14 protein-coding genes are annotated in these 16,004 nt (G+C 70.2%); 7 read left to right on the forward strand and 7 right to left on the reverse strand.

Annotation, left to right across the window (positions count from 1 at the left end):
- Positions 1-2: 2 nt before the first annotated feature.
- Positions 3-1,181 carry a cation:proton antiporter gene (locus Aau02nite_RS25245; protein ID WP_212991050.1) on the forward strand — a complete coding sequence of 393 codons (1,179 nt, stop codon included), beginning with the start codon at positions 3-5 and terminating at the stop codon, positions 1,179-1,181.
- 436 nt (positions 1,182-1,617) lie between these two features.
- A complete protein-coding gene (locus Aau02nite_RS25250) occupies positions 1,618-1,776 on the forward strand; it encodes a hypothetical protein (protein WP_212991051.1) in 159 nt (52 codons plus the stop codon).
- Between the two features lie 98 nt (positions 1,777-1,874).
- Here the strand turns inward: Aau02nite_RS25250 and Aau02nite_RS25255 are convergent, their stop codons facing one another.
- Complete coding sequence (locus tag Aau02nite_RS25255; protein WP_212991052.1) at positions 1,875-2,528, reverse strand: response regulator; 654 nt, start codon at positions 2,526-2,528, stop codon at positions 1,875-1,877.
- Positions 2,529-2,530: 2 nt separating this feature from the next.
- A complete protein-coding gene (locus Aau02nite_RS25260) occupies positions 2,531-3,481 on the reverse strand; it encodes a HAMP domain-containing sensor histidine kinase (RefSeq protein WP_212991053.1) in 951 nt (316 codons plus the stop codon).
- A 446-nt stretch (positions 3,482-3,927) separates the two neighbouring features.
- Here Aau02nite_RS25260 and Aau02nite_RS25265 point away from each other — a divergent pair, with 446 nt between their 5' ends.
- From Aau02nite_RS25265 to Aau02nite_RS25275, 3 genes are read left to right on the forward strand one after another with little or no spacing between them, the layout of a single operon-like run.
- Entirely contained in the window at positions 3,928-5,589 is a 1,662-nt protein-coding gene (locus Aau02nite_RS25265; RefSeq protein ID WP_212991054.1) for a potassium/proton antiporter, read from the forward strand.
- A complete protein-coding gene (locus Aau02nite_RS25270; RefSeq protein ID WP_212991055.1) occupies positions 5,586-6,086 on the forward strand; it encodes a cation:proton antiporter regulatory subunit in 501 nt (166 codons plus the stop codon). The genes Aau02nite_RS25265 and Aau02nite_RS25270 overlap by 4 nt, the downstream gene beginning before the upstream one ends.
- Positions 6,086-6,445 (forward strand): hypothetical protein, encoded by a 360-nt coding sequence (locus Aau02nite_RS25275; protein ID WP_212991056.1) that lies wholly within the window; start codon positions 6,086-6,088, stop codon positions 6,443-6,445. The genes Aau02nite_RS25270 and Aau02nite_RS25275 overlap by 1 nt, the downstream gene beginning before the upstream one ends.
- 293 nt (positions 6,446-6,738) lie before the next feature.
- Here the strand turns inward: Aau02nite_RS25275 and Aau02nite_RS25280 are convergent, their stop codons facing one another.
- On the reverse strand, positions 6,739-7,374 hold the full coding sequence (locus Aau02nite_RS25280) for a DUF4360 domain-containing protein (RefSeq protein ID WP_212991057.1): 636 nt from the start codon (positions 7,372-7,374) through the stop codon (positions 6,739-6,741).
- Positions 7,375-7,779: 405 nt separating this feature from the next.
- On the opposite strand from Aau02nite_RS25280, the gene Aau02nite_RS25285 reads away from it, so the two are divergent.
- Positions 7,780-8,778, forward strand: a complete 999-nt coding sequence (locus Aau02nite_RS25285; RefSeq protein ID WP_212991058.1) for a hypothetical protein — start codon at positions 7,780-7,782, stop codon at positions 8,776-8,778.
- Here Aau02nite_RS25285 and Aau02nite_RS25290 read toward each other — a convergent pair.
- Together Aau02nite_RS25290 and Aau02nite_RS25295 are read right to left on the reverse strand one after the other, a co-directional pair.
- A complete protein-coding gene (locus tag Aau02nite_RS25290) occupies positions 8,775-12,143 on the reverse strand; it encodes a CARDB domain-containing protein (protein ID WP_246595427.1) in 3,369 nt (1,122 codons plus the stop codon). The genes Aau02nite_RS25285 and Aau02nite_RS25290 overlap by 4 nt on opposite strands.
- A gap of 219 nt (positions 12,144-12,362) precedes the next feature.
- Entirely contained in the window at positions 12,363-13,169 is an 807-nt protein-coding gene (locus tag Aau02nite_RS25295; protein WP_212991059.1) for an SDR family NAD(P)-dependent oxidoreductase, read from the reverse strand.
- A gap of 63 nt (positions 13,170-13,232) precedes the next feature.
- Here Aau02nite_RS25295 and Aau02nite_RS25300 point away from each other — a divergent pair, with 63 nt between their 5' ends.
- Positions 13,233-14,015, forward strand: a complete 783-nt coding sequence (locus Aau02nite_RS25300; protein WP_212991060.1) for a helix-turn-helix domain-containing protein — start codon at positions 13,233-13,235, stop codon at positions 14,013-14,015.
- A gap of 10 nt (positions 14,016-14,025) precedes the next feature.
- Here the strand turns inward: Aau02nite_RS25300 and Aau02nite_RS25305 are convergent, their stop codons facing one another.
- Entirely contained in the window at positions 14,026-15,471 is a 1,446-nt protein-coding gene (locus Aau02nite_RS25305; protein WP_246595428.1) for a serine/threonine-protein kinase, read from the reverse strand.
- Between the two features lie 163 nt (positions 15,472-15,634).
- Positions 15,635-16,003, reverse strand: coding sequence for a nuclear transport factor 2 family protein (locus Aau02nite_RS25310; RefSeq protein WP_212991061.1), 369 nt, complete (start codon positions 16,001-16,003; stop codon positions 15,635-15,637).
- Position 16,004: the final 1 nt, after the last annotated feature.

Raw genomic sequence — 16,004 nt, forward strand, 5'->3', positions numbered from 1 at the left:
TCATGCACGGCACCACAGTGTTGCTCGTCGAGGTCGGGGCGCTGCTGTTCGCGCTGGGCATGCTGGGCCGGATCGGACGGCGGTTCGGGCTGTCGCCGATCCCGTTGTATCTGCTCGCCGGCCTGGCGTTCGGCCACGGCGGGTTACTGCCGTTGCACGCCAGTGAGGAGTTCATCGAGGTCGGCGCCGAGATCGGCGTGATCTTGTTGCTGCTCATGCTGGGCTTGGAGTACTCCGCCAGTGAGCTGGTGGGCAACTTGCGCGCCGCCGCGCCGGCCGGGCTGATCGACGCTGTGCTCAACGCTTTGCCCGGGGCCGGGTTCGCGTTGCTGCTGGGCTGGGACTGGCGGGCTGCGCTGGTGCTGGCGGGCATCACCTGGGTGTCGTCGTCCGGGGTGATCGCGAAGATTCTCAGTGATCTGGGGCGGCTCGGTAACCGGGAAACCCCGGTGATCTTGTCGGTGTTGGTCATCGAGGACCTGGCGATGGCGTTCTACCTGCCGTTGGTCACCGCGGTACTGGCCGGGGCGGGCCTGCTCGGTGGCGCCAAGGCGTTGGGTATCGCGGTTGCCTCCGTTATCGCGGTCCTCGTCGTCGCGATCCGCTACGGGCACAAGATCAGTGCTTTCATGTCGGTCAAGGATCCTGAGGCGTTGCTGCTCAGCGTGCTGGGGCTGACGTTGTTCGTCGCGGGTGTGGCCGCGAAGCTGCAGGTGTCGGCTGCGGTGGGTGCCTTCCTGGTCGGAATTGCTCTGGGTGGGCCGGTGGCGCATCACGCCACGCAGATCCTGTCGCCGTTGCGGGATCTGTTCGCCGCCGTGTTCTTCGTCTTCTTCGGCCTGGCCACCAACCCGGCCGACATGCCGCCGGTCCTGCTGCCGGCCTTGGGCCTGGCGGTGGTCACCATGGCGATGAAGGTGCTCACCGGCTGGTTCGCGGCCAAGCGGGTCGGTATCGCCGTGCCGGGTCGGCTGCGCGCCGGCTTGGCGCTGATGCCGCGCGGGGAGTTTTCCGTCGTCATCGCCGGTTTGGCGGTGGCGTCCGGGGTGGAGCCGGGGCTGGCTCCGTTGGCGACGGCATATGTGTTGATCACGGTGGTTAGCGGTCCGGCTTTGGCGCGGCTGCCCGACTACGCGTGGTTCAAGGCGTTCGTACGCCGACGCACGACGACGGCGCCGTGACGGCGCGCCGGGCGGGCTTGTGGACGGTGTCGTGGTCGCGGTGAGTTCCAGGGCCAGGACGGTCGCCGCCAGCCAGTCGCTGGGGCGTCGGACGATGTGATCTTGCGGGCATCCAGGTAGACAGACCAGACGAAGTTTGTCATCGCCGCCAGGGCTGCTGGCGTAGCGGCTGGATCGGTATGGCTCGGGCGTGAGGATGCTGGCGTACGGCGTTGCTGGCCGTGACGGGAAACGCCGTGGTGATGGCGGCTGTGGGGGTCGGTGCACCGATCGGGTGGTTGCTGGTTCCCCGGAAATCCTTGCCCTGCCAGCCTCGCCTGGGCCAAAAGGTGCACCGTGCGTGGTGGTCGATGCCGGTCCGGGCGGGTTGCCGCTGGGGCAGGTGGTAGAGCCGGCGTGAAGCACGCAGCAGGTTCCGCACAACGCCAGGATCGCGGTGGTCACGCCGGCGTACGCCTGCGCCCATTTCGACGACTACATCGACGCGGTAGATGAGGCGCTCCGGGCCCTCACCGTCGAGCTCACCGCGGTGTGGTTGCTGCTGGGCCCGTCCAGCGGGGCGGGCAGCCGCGTGGTGGGCCGAGGACCCGGCTGACGCCGCTGTTGCGCCAAAGCTGTGTTCCTCGGGGCGGGTCGGTCGAGCGCCTGGTCACGCGCTGCAGCGGCGGGGTCTGGCCAGTGCGGGCGGGCCGGTCAGGGTTCGATGAGGCCGGTGCGGATGGCGTAGCGGGTGAGCTCCAGCCGGTCGCGCAGCCCAAGCTTCTGCAGGATGTTGGACCGGTGTCGTTCCACGGTCTTGACGGCGATGAACAGCAGGTCGGCGATCTCTTTGCTGGAGTGGCCTTCAGCGACGAGCTTCAGAACCTCTTCCTCCCGGTCGGTGATGCTCCTAGCCGGCAGGGTGCCCGGGTCGCCGGCGTGTTCGAGGTAGTTACGGATGAGGGCGGTCTCGGCGCCGGGGTAGAGGAACGGCTCGTCGCGCATCGCGGCCCGGCAGGCTTCCACGAGGTCTCGGTCGGCGACCGACTTGAGGACGTAGCCGGCGGCGCCGACGCGCAGGGCTTCGAAGAAGTACTGCTCGTTGTCGTACATGGTGAGCATCAGGATCCGCAGGTGCGGCATGCTGCGTGACAGCTCGCGGGCGGCCTGCAGTCCGGTTGTCCGGGGCATGGCGATGTCGAGGATGGCCAGGTCCGGACGGGTGGCTTGGGCTTGGTCGAGGGCTTCGGTGCCGTCGGCTGCTTCGGCGACGACGGTGAGGTCGGCTTCGTTGTCCAGGATGAGCCGGACGCCGCGGCGTACCAGGGCGTGGTCGTCGGCGAGCAGAATGCGAATGGGATCCGGCATGATCAGGTGTTCCTGTCTCGCAGCGGGATACGCAAGCAGACCTCGGTGCCATCGGCGGGCCCAGCACCGAGGGCAAGGTCGGCGCCGATGAGCAGAGCGCGTTCGCGCATGCCACGGATGCCGGCTCCCTCACCGGCGTCACCCAGCCCGATGCCGTCGTCGCGGACGCAAAGCTCGACGCCGTCGTCGACAGGGCGCAGTGTGAGATCGACGGCGTGGGCGTGGGCGTGCCGTGCGGCGTTGGTCAGGGCTTCCTGAGCGACGCGGTAGACAACCAGCTCGGCGTCCTTGCCCAGCTCCGGCATGTCCCTGTCGAGGTGCCGGTGCACGGTCAGCCCGGCGGTGGAGAACTCGGCGACGAGTGCTCTCAGGGCGCTGGTCAGGCCGAGTTCGTCAAGCACTCCAGGACGCAACCGGCGGGCGATGCGGCGGATCTCGTCGAGGCTGTTACGGGTAGTCTCCTGAACCTGGTGCAGGTCATCGCGCACCGGTGGGGGCGCGTAGTCCGCGACCCGTTTCAGGTCCAGTAGGACTGCGGTGAGGGTCTGTCCGATTTCGTCGTGCAGTTCTTGGGCGATGCGGTGCCGTTCGGCTTCCTGAGCCGACAGGGCCCGTGCAGCGCTGGTCGCGCGTTCGGCTTCGAGGCGGTCCAGCATGGCGTTGAAGGTGCGGATCAGCTCCGCGATCCCGGCCCGGCCGGTAACCGGCAGCCGATGCCCGGGACGCAGCAGATCAATGGTGCCCATGGTGCCGGTGAGCCTGGCCAGCGGCGCCAACCCGATCCGCAACAGAATCGCGTTGGCGATCAGCATGGCGGCGAGCCCGACAGTAAGGACGACCGCCTCGGTCAGCAGCACCGGGGTGGACACGGTCACCGGCCCCAGCAGGAGCAGGACGACAGCCACGACCAGCACAACACCGTTCAGCAGAAAGATCCGCCAGAACAGCGACACGGCTGCCTCCCTTCACGGTGACGTTCCACCCCACTGCCGGGCCGCCTCGGCACCCGGTCGGCGGACGCAGCGACGCCGAAAACTCCCGGCTACCAGGGTGTCCACGCCGTGGCCGCCCGTCCATCCGGGCGGACCCCCACATCCGGCGTCCCGGCGCTGCGGCTCTCTGTGCCGGCCAAATGGGTGTCGGCACGGATGGTAAGCGAGGCATCGCTCGGCGAGTGTAGAAGGCAGACCTGTACACGCTGCCCGGATCGCTGGTCGAACCGTTCAGGTCAAGGATCCGTCGCCACGCCGCGATGGACGGCGAGCGCCGTAGCTCGTCGCGGCGGGCTGACGATGAGCAGGCGCGGATGTTCGGCCGGTACGAGGACGTCCTCGGGACCTGCCGGTGGCCGCTGCACTGGGCGCCACACCATGTCACGGCTGCAGAAGGAGGACCGCTGATGAGCTTGCCGGAGCTGTACCTGGTACTGCTGGTCGGTGGCACCGCCCTACTGGCGAGCATCGCCGGGGCACGCTTCGCCAGCCGCCTCGGACTGCCCAGCCTGCTGCTGTTCCTCGGCGTCGGCGTCGTCCTTGGTGAGGACGTGCTGGGGCTGCCCTTCGACGACGCCCAGCTCGCCCAGACCGTCGGCACCGCGGCGCTGGCCGTCATCTTGGTAGACGGGGGCCTGACCACGCGGTGGGCCGACATCCGGCGGCTGCTGTTGCCGGCCGGTGTGCTGGCCACCGCGGGTGTGGCGATCTCCGTGCTGGTCACCGCCACCGGCGCCCACCTATTGCTGGGCATGGACTGGCACCTGGCGCTGCTGCTCGGGGCGATCGTGTCGTCGACCGACGCCGCCGCCGTGTTCGCCGTCCTGCGGGCCCTGCCCCTGCCCCGCAGAGCCACTGGTCTGCTGGAGGCCGAGTCCGGTTTCAACGACGCCCCGACGATCATCCTGGTCCTGGTGTTCAGCACCGCCACGCTCGACCTGCCCAGCCCTGCCGCCATCGCCGGCAATCTCGCCTACCAGCTCGCGGTGGGCGTCGCGACCGGCCTCGCAGTCGGATGGCTCGGTGCCGTCGCCCTGCGGCACATCGCCCTGCCCGCCACCGGCCTGTACCCGCTGGCCAACGTGGGCTTCGGCATCGTGGCGTTCGCCGCCGCCGGCACGCTCAACGCCAGCGGCATCATCGCCGCCTACCTGTCAGCGCTCGTGCTCGGCAACGCGAAGCTGCCACACCGCGCCGCGACCCGGTCCTTCGCCGAAGGCGCCGGCTGGCTCGCCCAGATCGGCCTGTTCGTCATGCTCGGCCTGCTCGTCGAGCCCAGCGAACTACCCGCCGCCGTATTGCCCGCCATCGCCATCGGGCTGGTACTGCTCCTGCTCGCCCGACCCATTTCCGTGCTCGCCTGCCTTATGCCGTTCCGCGTCTCCTGGCGCGAACAGGCGTTCCTGTCCTGGGCGGGGCTGCGGGGGGCGGTGCCCATCGTGCTGGCCACCTTCCCCATCGTCGCCGGTGTGACCGGCAGCCGCGAACTGCTCAACATCGTCTTCGTCCTCGTGGTGATCTTCACCCTGGTCCAGGGCCCCAGCCTGCCCGCCGTCGCGCGGCTGCTGCGCCTCACCCGCTCAGACCCCCTGCGGGACATCGCGGTCGAAACGGCCCCACTCGACGTCATCGACGCCGACCTGCTCACCGTCACCATCCCCAAGAGCTCACGGCTGCACCGGGTGAGCATCTTCGAGCTACGGCTGCCCCCACCTGTCGCGGTCACCCTCATCATCCGCGACGGCGTCACCCTCGTACCCGACCGGCACACCATGCTGCGCGAAGGCGATGAACTGCTACTGATCACCACCCCGGACACCCGTGACATGGCCGAACGCCGCCTACGCGCGATCGGCCGCGCCGGACGCCTGGCCACCTGGCACGGCGAAACCGGCCACCCGGACCAAACCCCACGACCCGGCCCGCCCCGGTGCGCCCCTACCCCCGCCGACCGGCACCCCCGCCGTGACACGCAACCGCCGAGGACCCACCCGGGCCGTGCACACCCGAACCGCGGCTCAGAAAACCATCCGACAGCGAAGACCAACCTGATCGGAACACCACGATGACCATCGAACGCATCCCCCTGCCCGGCGTCGGCGTCTGCCACGCCATCACCACCCGAGCCCACCAACGCCTCGGCGTCATCGCCCACACCACCGGCCAACGCGACATCGTCCTCTACGACCCCAACGACCCCGACCGCGCCGCCTGCACCCTGCCGCTGGAACCCGACGAAGCCCGCTGGATCGCCGACCTGCTCAACACCACCGTCACCGTCGACCACCTCGCCGACCCCGAACAGCATCTGACCGGCATCACCGCCGCCCGCATCCGCCTGCCCGCCGGCTCGCACTACGACGGCCGATCCCTGGCCGCCACCAGCCCCGGCACCGGGGCATCCATCATCGCGGTCATCCGCGGCCAGCAGGTCATCACCGCCCCCCACCCCGACTTCGTCCTGCACCACGACGACACCCTCGTCGCCATCGGCGACCACCACGGCATCACCGCGCTGACCGACATGCTCACCAACACGGCGCCCGACACCCCGGCCAACCACTGATGGCCCTCAGGAGAGCCGAACGCCCCGGCCCGGCCGACCACCAGGCGACCGCCGAGGTCCTGCACCTGCTCGACGACCTCGTCCGGCTGATCGACGTAGCCACAGCCGCCGCAGACACGCCACAACGCGGCCACGCCATGACGGTCGCCGATAAAATACGCGACCTGCGACAACGGCTCGACCCGGCACAACAGGTAACCCCCACCCGGTACTCCGGACCCTGGTACGACGACCTGGTCAGCGCGCTCGGGGACCTACGCGGTGTCGCCTGGGAAGCATTACGAGTCCGCTTGGACGAGCTAGAGGCCGGCGTCGAACGACTGTCCACCCGCCCAACCCGCCGCCGCTGGTGGCATTGATCCCGCAGCGCCAGACGATGGAAGGATCACCCTTGGTCCCGGACAGACCGCCGGCCGGCGCCCGTATCGCCGTGCTCGGCCTCGGCCGCTTCGGCAGCGCGGTCGCCCTGAAACTGACGCAGCAGGGCTGGGACGTCCTCGGGGTCGACGCCAGTACGTTCAGGCCGCTGACCGAGGCGCAACCCGGCCAGCGGCCTCATTTGTCTCTTGGTCCGTCTGGAACCGCACCGCCGGACGGCGGGCGCACCGCCCGACACCGCTCACGCGGCAGCCGGGCGGTCACGGATGCGGTGTCAGCACTTCTTCCACGACAGGTGGAAGATGGTCTTGGTACTCCAGTCCGTGGAGTCCATGGTGAGCATGCTGGTGGTCTTCTTCACGTCGGACCAACCACCGTTGACGCGCAGTTCGGTGTTGATGTTCAAATTCACCTCTACACCGCACGGCTTGTAGTTCAGCGACGTGATGCCCAGCTCGTCGCTCTTCTGCCAGTAGCCGTCCTTCGGACCCTTGAGGTTGTGTTGAGAGCGGGCCGTCTGCGAGTTGCCCGCGAAGTAGTAGCCGGCCGTCTGGACGCCGCTGGACCCGGGCGCGAGTTGCGCGTAGCCGCGGTAGTCGACCTGCGCGATCGTGTACGTGAAGCCGCCCGGCACCCTGATGTCGAGCGCGATCTGACAGTTCTTGCGCCTTTCGGCCGCCTTGATGTCCGGCCCGACCTGCGCCGTGTACTCGCTGTAGATGACGGTGAAGGCGGTGTTGTCCTCCGACGGCAGGATCGCGATGGATCCGGGAGGACAGCCTGAGCCGTTCGCCCCTACGACCTTGACGGTCATCGCTCCGGGCGGTGGTGCCAACGGTGCGGCGAGGGCGGGTGCCGGGATGGCGAGGGCCGCCAGCATCGCAGCGCCGGCGGTGAAGGTGCGCAACATGACCACTCCTGATGAATAGGTGACCGACACGACAGGTGGAATGGCAATCGGTACGAATTCCGACGGTACATATCAGATCCCGGAACCGCAGTTCAACCACGTGGCACCGCGCCCGGCAGGCAGATACCGGACGTTCGGCCGGTATTTTTTCGGGTTTCCCGCGCGCCGCGACGAACGGTGCTACGGATACCACCATCGAATAGCACCGGAAAGGCGCTACGAATGCAGCGTGCAGTATGCGGTGCGGGTAAAGGTCTTCCCTTTCGGCTGACTATAAAGCGGTCAGGGGAGGCTGAAGGGCTGAATGTGGCGACGGCAGCCGGCTGATTTCCGATTCTTATCGGCCCGCCGGGACGTGAGTGCCCACTGTGGCGATGGGTAGCGGTCGGGCCACAGACTGGTCCCATGGCCGAAGAAACGCCCCTGACGCCGGCAGTGCCGGGGTGGCAGCGGACGCTGCTGCGGTGGCTGGGGCCCGCCGTCTGTGGTGTGGCGCTCAACCAGCTCGCCGACGTGGTGCCCTATCTCGTCGTGGGCGGCGCGCTCCTCCTGGTCGCCGTCCTGTACGGGCTCAGCCGGCTCGATGCCACGGCGCCGCTGGTGCGGGGATTGCCGAGGATGCTGCTGCGGGTCATCACGGCGGGCCTCGTGGCGGCCCTGGTGCTGCCGGCGTCCTGGTCTCGGCCGGTCATCGGGTCACTCGTTCTGCTGATCGTTCTTCTCGTGCTGCTCACCCCGCAGCGGGGCACCGTACTCGCGTCCCTGATCGGGATCTGCCTGTTCACCTACGGCGTCACCCTGGTGTTCCTCACCCCGGCGCCGACCGCACCGGCTCTGCTCGTGGCTGCCTGCACGTACTTCGGCGTCATGATCGCGTTGGGCGGGCTCGCCGTGCTGAGCCGGCCCGAACGGGTGGTCCGCCCGACCGGCGTGACGGTGGCCAGCCTGCGACGCCTTCGGCAGTTCCTCTACGGCGCGGGGAACGGCCTGCTCCTCACCACCAGCGGCGTCATCGTGCTGCTCTGCGTCATCGCGTTGACGGATGGTGAGTACGGGCCGGTCGCGGTGGCGGCGATCGTGCTGGTCCTGATCGCCGCGCTGGCCGTGGCCGGGGTCGAGGTCGTCCTGTGGCTGCCGGAACGCCACAGCCCGGTCGTGGGCGTCCTGCTGGTCCTCGGCGGCGTTTCGCTGACCGCCGTAGGTTGCCTGATCGGTTTCACCGGCGACGGACGGGACCTGATCGCCGTACCGCTGCTGGGAACTTCGGGAATGGCCATGGTGGTCGGTGGTCTCACGCTGCTCGACGCGACCGGCGCGCTCCCCCGGCTGCGGGACCGGCTGACGTACCTGGTGACCAGGCCCCCGGCCGGAACGACCGGGGGCCCGCCTCGGGAAAACGGCTAGCTGCCGGCGATGGTGAACTGCGAGCCCGGCTGGATCACGACGTTGCCGTCGGCCGAGTTCGTGATGGTCACGTTCGACAGAGTCGCGTTGCCGCGGGCGCCGCTCATGGCCAGGATGCCCGCGCCGTTGTTCGACTTGTCGATGCGGACGTCGGTGATGGCGACGTTCGGCATGTTGCCGCCGCCGTTCTTGAATTGGATGCCGTCGTACGTCGAGTCGATGATGTCCGTGTCGCGGATCGTCACCCCGGTGATGTCCTTCGTGGACGGGAACAGGGTGATCGCGCCGAACTCCTGGTCCTCGTTCCAGAAGGCGCCGCCCGTGCGGTACAGGCCGTTGTTGGCGATCAGGGTCGTGCCGCCGAACGGCAGCGGGCTGTGGTCCGTCGCCAGCATGATGCCCGGGTAGTTCATGGTGTCGGAGATCAGGTTGTTCTCGATCGAGTTGTTCGAGCCGCCGTAGATGGCGATGCCGTTCGCCCGCCACGGCAGTTGCACCGTGTTGTTGAGGAAGTGGTTGTTCGACGCGATGTCGACCGTCTGGTCCTTGACGTACGGGTTGGCCCACACCGCCAGCGAGTCGTCGCCGGTGTAACGGAACGAGGAGTTGAAGACCTTCGAGTTACGCGTACCGTTGGAGAAGTTGATCCCGTCGGCGAAGGTGTTGCGGATCCGCATGCCGACCACTTCCAGGCCGTCGCCCGGGTTCCAGTAGGCCGGGGTGTCGGAGTAGTCGCGGCCGACCCAGGCGCCGACGTTGACGTGCTCGATCCAGACGTTGCTGATCTTCGTGTTCTTGCCGAACCGGCCGTTGAGGCCGTGGCCGCGGTTGGCCCGGTTCGTCGTCATGCCGAAGATCGCGATGTCCGAGATCTGGGTGTTGTCGTCGATGTCGAAGCCGACGTTGCCCTCGTGCGGGTGGTTGATGTTGCCGGTCACGTTCTGCGGCTCGGTGGTCGTGTAGAGCTGCGAGTGCCACATGCCCGCACCGCGGATCACGACGTTGCGGATGCCCCGCTGGTTGTACTGGCCGCGGGCCGGGTCCGGCGAGAGGATCTTCTGCTCCTGCCGCCACTGCCCGGCCGGGATCCACACGCAGCTGATCACGCCGTTCTGGTCGTCGGTCACGGCCCGCTGGATCGCGGCGGAGTCGTCGGCCCCGTCGTTGGGCACCGCGCCGTAGGTGGTGATCGAGGTGCAGTCGGCCGGCTTGCCCGCGGCCGGGGCCACCTGCTCCAGATCGATCAGGTCGACGACGTAGAAGGCGGCGTTGTCACCCGCGTCCCGCTGCAGCTTGAACCTGGTGCCGGCCGGGTAGGACTGCGCCAGCAGCGCGTGCGACTCGTCGAAGAGCCGGCGGGCGTCGGCCGACGGCGAGTTCGACAGCGACTCGGTGTCGTCGGTGGTGCCGTAGAGCCAGCTGTTGCGGGACGAGAGCGTCAGCTTCTGCACGAACGTGTCGTTGGCGTACAGGCTGAGGGTCGCGGTCTGGCCGCCGCCGCCCGGCGCGTCCGGGATGCTGTTGCGCACCACGATGGAGTTGGCCTGGTTGGTCGACGTGAACTCGACGAACTGGCCGGTGCCGGTCAGCCGCACCGACTTGCGGCCCGAGGACTCGGTGGCGAAGTTGGTGTGCCCGAACGTGCGCAGCGGATCCGTCTCCAGCAACGTGCCCTGGTAGCGGGCCGCCTCCGCCTCGTACTCGGTGTACGGCACCGCGGCGCCGCGCCCGACGACGATCGACCGGGCCAGCGTGTTGTTGTTCTCGTTGGTCTCCGCGACCGCGTTGGTCACGTCGGCGGTGGCGGTCAGAGTGGCACCGCCGTTGGTGGCGGTCCAGGTGCCACCGATCGCCACGGTCGCCGTCGCCCCGGCCGCGATCGCCGGGGTCGCGCCGGTCAGCGTGGCGCCGCCGACGACCAGGCGGGTGCTGGATGCGCCGGCCGCCGAGGTGCCGCGGTTGTTGACCGTGACGGTGAACGAGACCGCCGCACCGGCGGCCGGGCTGGCCGGGTTGGACGTGATGCCGGTGACCTGCAGGTCCGGGCCGGGAGCCTGGCCCACCACCAGCTGCGTCGCCGCGGTGAAGGTGTTGTTGTCGTTGTTCTGCTCGGCGACCGTGTCGGCCGGGTCGGCCACCGCCGCGACGCTGTAGCTGCCCATCGGCTGCGCCCCGACGTTCGCCGAGACCGTGGCCGAGGCGCCGGCCGCCAGCGCGCCGACCGGCGCACTACCCACGACCGTGCCGCCCAGCTTGAAGTCCACCTTGGTCGCCGCGGCAGCCGCGGTCCCCTGGTTCTTCACGGTGGCGGAAAGAGTGATCGGCGCAGCCTCGCTCGGCGACGCCGGGGTCCAGGTCGCCGCGGTGACGACCAGGTCCGGGTTCGGTGCCGCGGTGCCGAGCACCTGCAGGTCGGCGACCTGGCCGCCGGGCGCGCCGGTGTTGCTGAAGACCTGCAGCCGCAGGTCCGCGACCCGGCCGGTGACCGGGATGGTGACCGCGTTCTGGTTGGTCGCGGGGTTGAACGTGTAGTCGGCCCGGGCCTTCAGGGAGGTGAACCCGGTGGCGGTCTGCGCGCGGCCGAGGACCTGGATGCTCTGGGTACGCGTACCCCAGACCGGATCGGGGTTGAGCTTGACCACCACGCCCGTGACGTCGGCGTCGGCCCCGAGCTTGACGGTCAGCGTGGCCGGGAAGCCGTTGGACTCCCAGTAACTGGCCGGGCTGCTGTCGTTGGCGTTACCGGCGACGAAGCCGAAGACCGACGACGACGCCTCGATCGGCTTGCCGCTCGCCAGGTTCGTCCCGGCCGGCGGGTCGGGATCGGGATCCGGGTCGGGGCCGGCGACGCCGTAGACCTCCAGTTCGGACAGTTGCGCGGCCGGCCAGCCGGTGTTGCCGGTGATGACCACCCGCACGTACCGGACGGTCGCCGCGGCGAAGGTGATCGTCGCGGTGTTGGCCGAGGCCGGGTCGAAGACCCGGCCGGCGGAGCCGGACAGCACGCTGAAGCTGCTGCCGGTGGTACTGCCCTGCAGGCTGAGCGTCTGGGTACGGGCACTCCACGCCGTCGCGGGCGGCAGTTTGAGGACCGCCTGGTCGACGGCGACGGCGCTGCCGAGGTCGATCTGCACCCACTGCGGGAACGCGTTGGACGGGCTCTCCCAGTAGGTCTGCGCGTTGCCGTCGTTGACGTTGGCCGCGCCGTACGGGCCGTTGGCGCTGCTGGCCGAGGCCGGCTTGCCGGCAGCGAGGTTGGGGCCGCCGGCGGCGAGGGCGGGAGTGGGGACGAGCGCGGCGGCGGCGACCAGACCGGCCGCGAAGAGGCTGCTGACCAGCCGCCTCCTGAGCTGCATGGGGGTCATGGCGTCCTTGTTCTGTGAGAACGGCAGGGGGATGAACCCGCGAACCAGTGACGCGAATCTTTCGACACTCGCCACGTAAATTACGCGGCTACTGTTGAGTTCTTGCGGGGCGGGGCATTCAATGTTGCAGATGCGTCACTGGTTCGTCAACGCCCGGAAACACATACGACATCGGCCCGCCCGGCAGAGCCGGACGGGCCGATCAGGACGGAGCAGAGGTCAAGCGGTCTCCGCCACGGCCCGCCAGGCCTCCCAGGTGGCGAGCCGGTCGCGGTACGCGCGCTCGGCCACCGCGTACGGGAACGCGCCCAGGAACAGGCGCAACGGCGGCTCCGGCGCGTCGACCAGGGTCAGGATGGCCCCGGCCGTCGAGGCGGGGTCGTTCGGCGCCCGGTTCGCCGCCCCGGCCCGGCGGGCCTCCCGGACGGGCTCGTACGCGGCGATCGGCACGGTGTGCACGGCAGACGCCCCGGACCAGTCGGTGCCGTACGGACCCGGCTCCACGATCGTGACCTTGACGCCCAGCGGCGCGACCTCCTGGGCCAGCGACTCACTCAGTCCCTCCAGCGCCCACTTCGACGCGTGGTAGAGCCCGAGCGTCGGGAACGCCGCGATGCCGCCGATGCTGGACACCTGCAGGATGTGGCCGGCCCTTTGAGCGCGCATGATCGGCAGCACCGCCTGGGTCACCCACAACGCCCCGAACAGGTTGGTCTCCAGCTGCGCGCGGGCCTGCTCCTCGGTGGTCTCCTCCACCATGCCGAACAGTCCGTAACCGGCGTTGTTGACCGCGATGTCGAGGCGGCCGAAGTGCCGGGCCGCCTGCTCGACCGTCGCGAACGCCGCGGCGCGGTCGGTGACGTCGAGGGCGAGCGGGAGGAGGCTGTCGCCGTACGCGTCGATCAGGGGTTTGAGGTCTTCGGGGTGCCGGGCCGTCGCGGCGACGCGGTCGCCGCGGCCCAGCGCCGCGGCCGCCCAGACGTTGCCCAGGCCGCGGGCCGCACCGGTGATGAACCATGTCTTCATGACTTCCACGCTGGCCGCGGCGGACGGCGGTAGCCAGTACCGCGACAGGGCTACCCTGCAGCGATGGTGGACGGCAACCCGCTCGGGGAGTTCCTGAAAGCGCGCCGGGCGCTGCTGCTGCCGCGAGACGTCGGGCTCATCCCGTACGGCCGCAGGCGCGTCGCCGGGCTGCGGCGCGACGAGCTCGCGCGGCTCGCCGGAGTGAGCGCCCCCTACCTGATGCGCCTCGAACAGGGCCGCGCCCGGCACCCGTCACCGCAGGTGCTGGACGCGCTGGCCCGCGCCCTGCGGCTGGACCCGGACACCACCGCCCACCTGCACGCCCTGGCCCAGCCGCCGGTGCCCGCACCCCAGCACCCGCTCGACCCCGCGGTGCAGCGGCTGCTCGACGACTGGGCCGGTATCCCGGCCTACGTCCGCGGTCCCCGCCTCGACGTGCTGGCCGGCAACCGGCTGGCCGCGGCGCTGTCCCCGATCTACACGGCCGGGCGCAACCTCGCGCGGGACATGTTCCTGGAGCCGAGCGTGCGCAAGCTGTTGCCGGAGTGGGAGGTGATCGCCGAACAGACCGTCGCGGCCCTGCGCGCCGGGGCGGAGCCGGGCGACCCGCGGCTGGCCGCGCTGGTCGCCGAGCTGGAGGAGGACCCCGACTTCCGGCGCTGGTGGGCGCGGCACGACGTGCGACCGCCGCGGGACGAGATCAAGCACTTCCACCATCCGGTGGCCGGACCGCTCACCCTGCGCCGGCAGGCCCTGGTCGTCGCCGGCGCCGAGGACCAGGTGATCATCGCCTACCAGGCCGAACCGGGCAGTCCGTCGGCGGCGGCCCTGGCCCGGCTGGCGTAGCCGGCGGCGCTCACAGCGGCAGGCTGACGACGGTGGGCGTGCCCGCGACGCAGGTCGCCGTCATCCGGACGCGGCTCTTGCCGTCCCGGAAGACGATCACCGCCGTGAGCGCGGGCCCCTCGTTGACCCGCTGCACCTCGTACGGATCCGTCGGCGTCCACGACACCAGTTCGGCCCGCCCGGCGGCATTGCAGCGTGCCTCGACCGTACCGCCGCGCGAAGTGAACGTCCGGACGTCCGCGATCGGCTGGGCCGTGGTCGGCCCGGGCGCCGGGCTCGATCGCGTCGCGGTCGGCTCACCGGTGCCGGCCGGCGGCGGGAGAACAGCAGCCGAAGATCTCGCGGACGGGCTGGGACCGGGCTGTCCCGGGGCGACCACCGTCCCCGGGCGGGTCGCGGTCACCGCCGGTTCGGCCGGGGCCACGGGAGCGGCGCCGGTGCCGAACCGCCCGGAGACCGACGGCTGCGCGGACGCCACGGCCTCGACCTCTCCCTCGGCATCGTCGCCGGGCAGGATCAGCCACAGCAGGACGGCCGACGCCACCGCCGCGGCGACCACGCCGAGGATCAGCCGCTTGCCCGGCCGCCCGACGACGGGCGCCACGGGCGCGGGTGGCGGGGACGACGGCGGCAGAGGAGCCAGGAGAGCGGCCCGGGCGAGGACCGTGGACACCTCCGCCGCGCTCGGCCGGTCCGCCGGCTCCTTGCGCAGGCACCGGTTGACGAGCTCGGTGACCTGCGGCGGAACGCCTTCCAGGGGCGGCAGCGGGATGGGCTCGACGTAGACGTGCGCGGTCAGCATCTGCGTCGTGCTGTCGACCGTCCACGGGGATTCGCCGGTCAGCAGCCGGTACATCAGCACGCCCAGCGCGTACACGTCGGAGGCCGGCTCCACCGGGCCGCCGGTCAGCCGCTCGGGCGCGAGGTAGGCGGGCGTGCCGAACACCTCGTCGTCGGGATCGGCCGGCCCGGCCGCCGCGGCCAGGCCGAAGTCGACGACCTTGGCGCCCTCCCCGGTCACCATCACGTTGCCCGGCTTGATGTCGCGGTGCACCAGACCGTCGGCGTGGGCCGCGGCCAGCGCCGCCGCCACCTGGCCGCAGATCCGGAAGATCTGCCCGGGCTGGATCGGCCCGGCCTTCATCCGCTGCTGCAGGGTGCCGCCGTGGATCAGCTCCATGACCACGTACGGGACGCGTACGCCGTGCTCGTCGGACTCGCCGAAGTCGTACACCTGGGCGATGTTGGGGTGCGACAGCGTCGCGGCGGCGCGGGCCTCGTCACGGATGCGCGCGCGGGACTGCGGGTCCGCGGCGTACCGGCCGGCGAGCACCTTGACCGCGACCGAGCGGCCGAGCACCTCGTCACGGCCGCGCCAGACGACCGCCATGCCGCCCCGGCCGAGCTCGCCCAGCAGCGTGTAACGGCCGCCGAGCATCTGCTGCTGCACCTCCACCCGAGGCAGTCTGCCTGCAATGACGCGGATCCGCACCGCGCGCCGCGGCCGGACGCGGCGTGCCGTCACCCGCACCGGCGACCAGAGCACCCAAATCGGAAAGTGAGCGGCCCATCACAGGGAGATCTTGCACATGGGGAGAAAACCCGACGACGGGTGAGCGTCACTCCGCCTGCGGGTGCTTCATCCACCACTCGGTGAACTGCCGGGCCTGGCCCTGATTGTCCAGCCGCAGCACCCACATGTTGCTGTACGTCCGGGCCGGCTCCCGGTAGACCGTGGTGGCCTCGATGATCGCCAGCTCGTCGGTGACGATGAGCGGGTGCCACTCGAAGGTCGTGGTGCCCGGCTCGTCGCGCGCCCGCAGCCACTGCGCCACGATCTCGTCGCGGCCGAGCCAGGGCTTCGCGTACGGCTCCGTGAAGTACGCCGCGTCGTCGGTGAACAGCCCGCCGATGTCCCGGGGATCGTTGGACTCCCAGGCCCGCCGGTAGTTACCCACCCAGGCAGTGACAGCGTCGAGGCTGGTCATC

It is taken from the genome of Actinoplanes auranticolor, from assembly GCF_018332655.1.
In the GTDB taxonomy this organism is placed as follows: Bacteria; Actinomycetota; Actinomycetes; order Mycobacteriales; family Micromonosporaceae; genus Actinoplanes; species Actinoplanes auranticolor.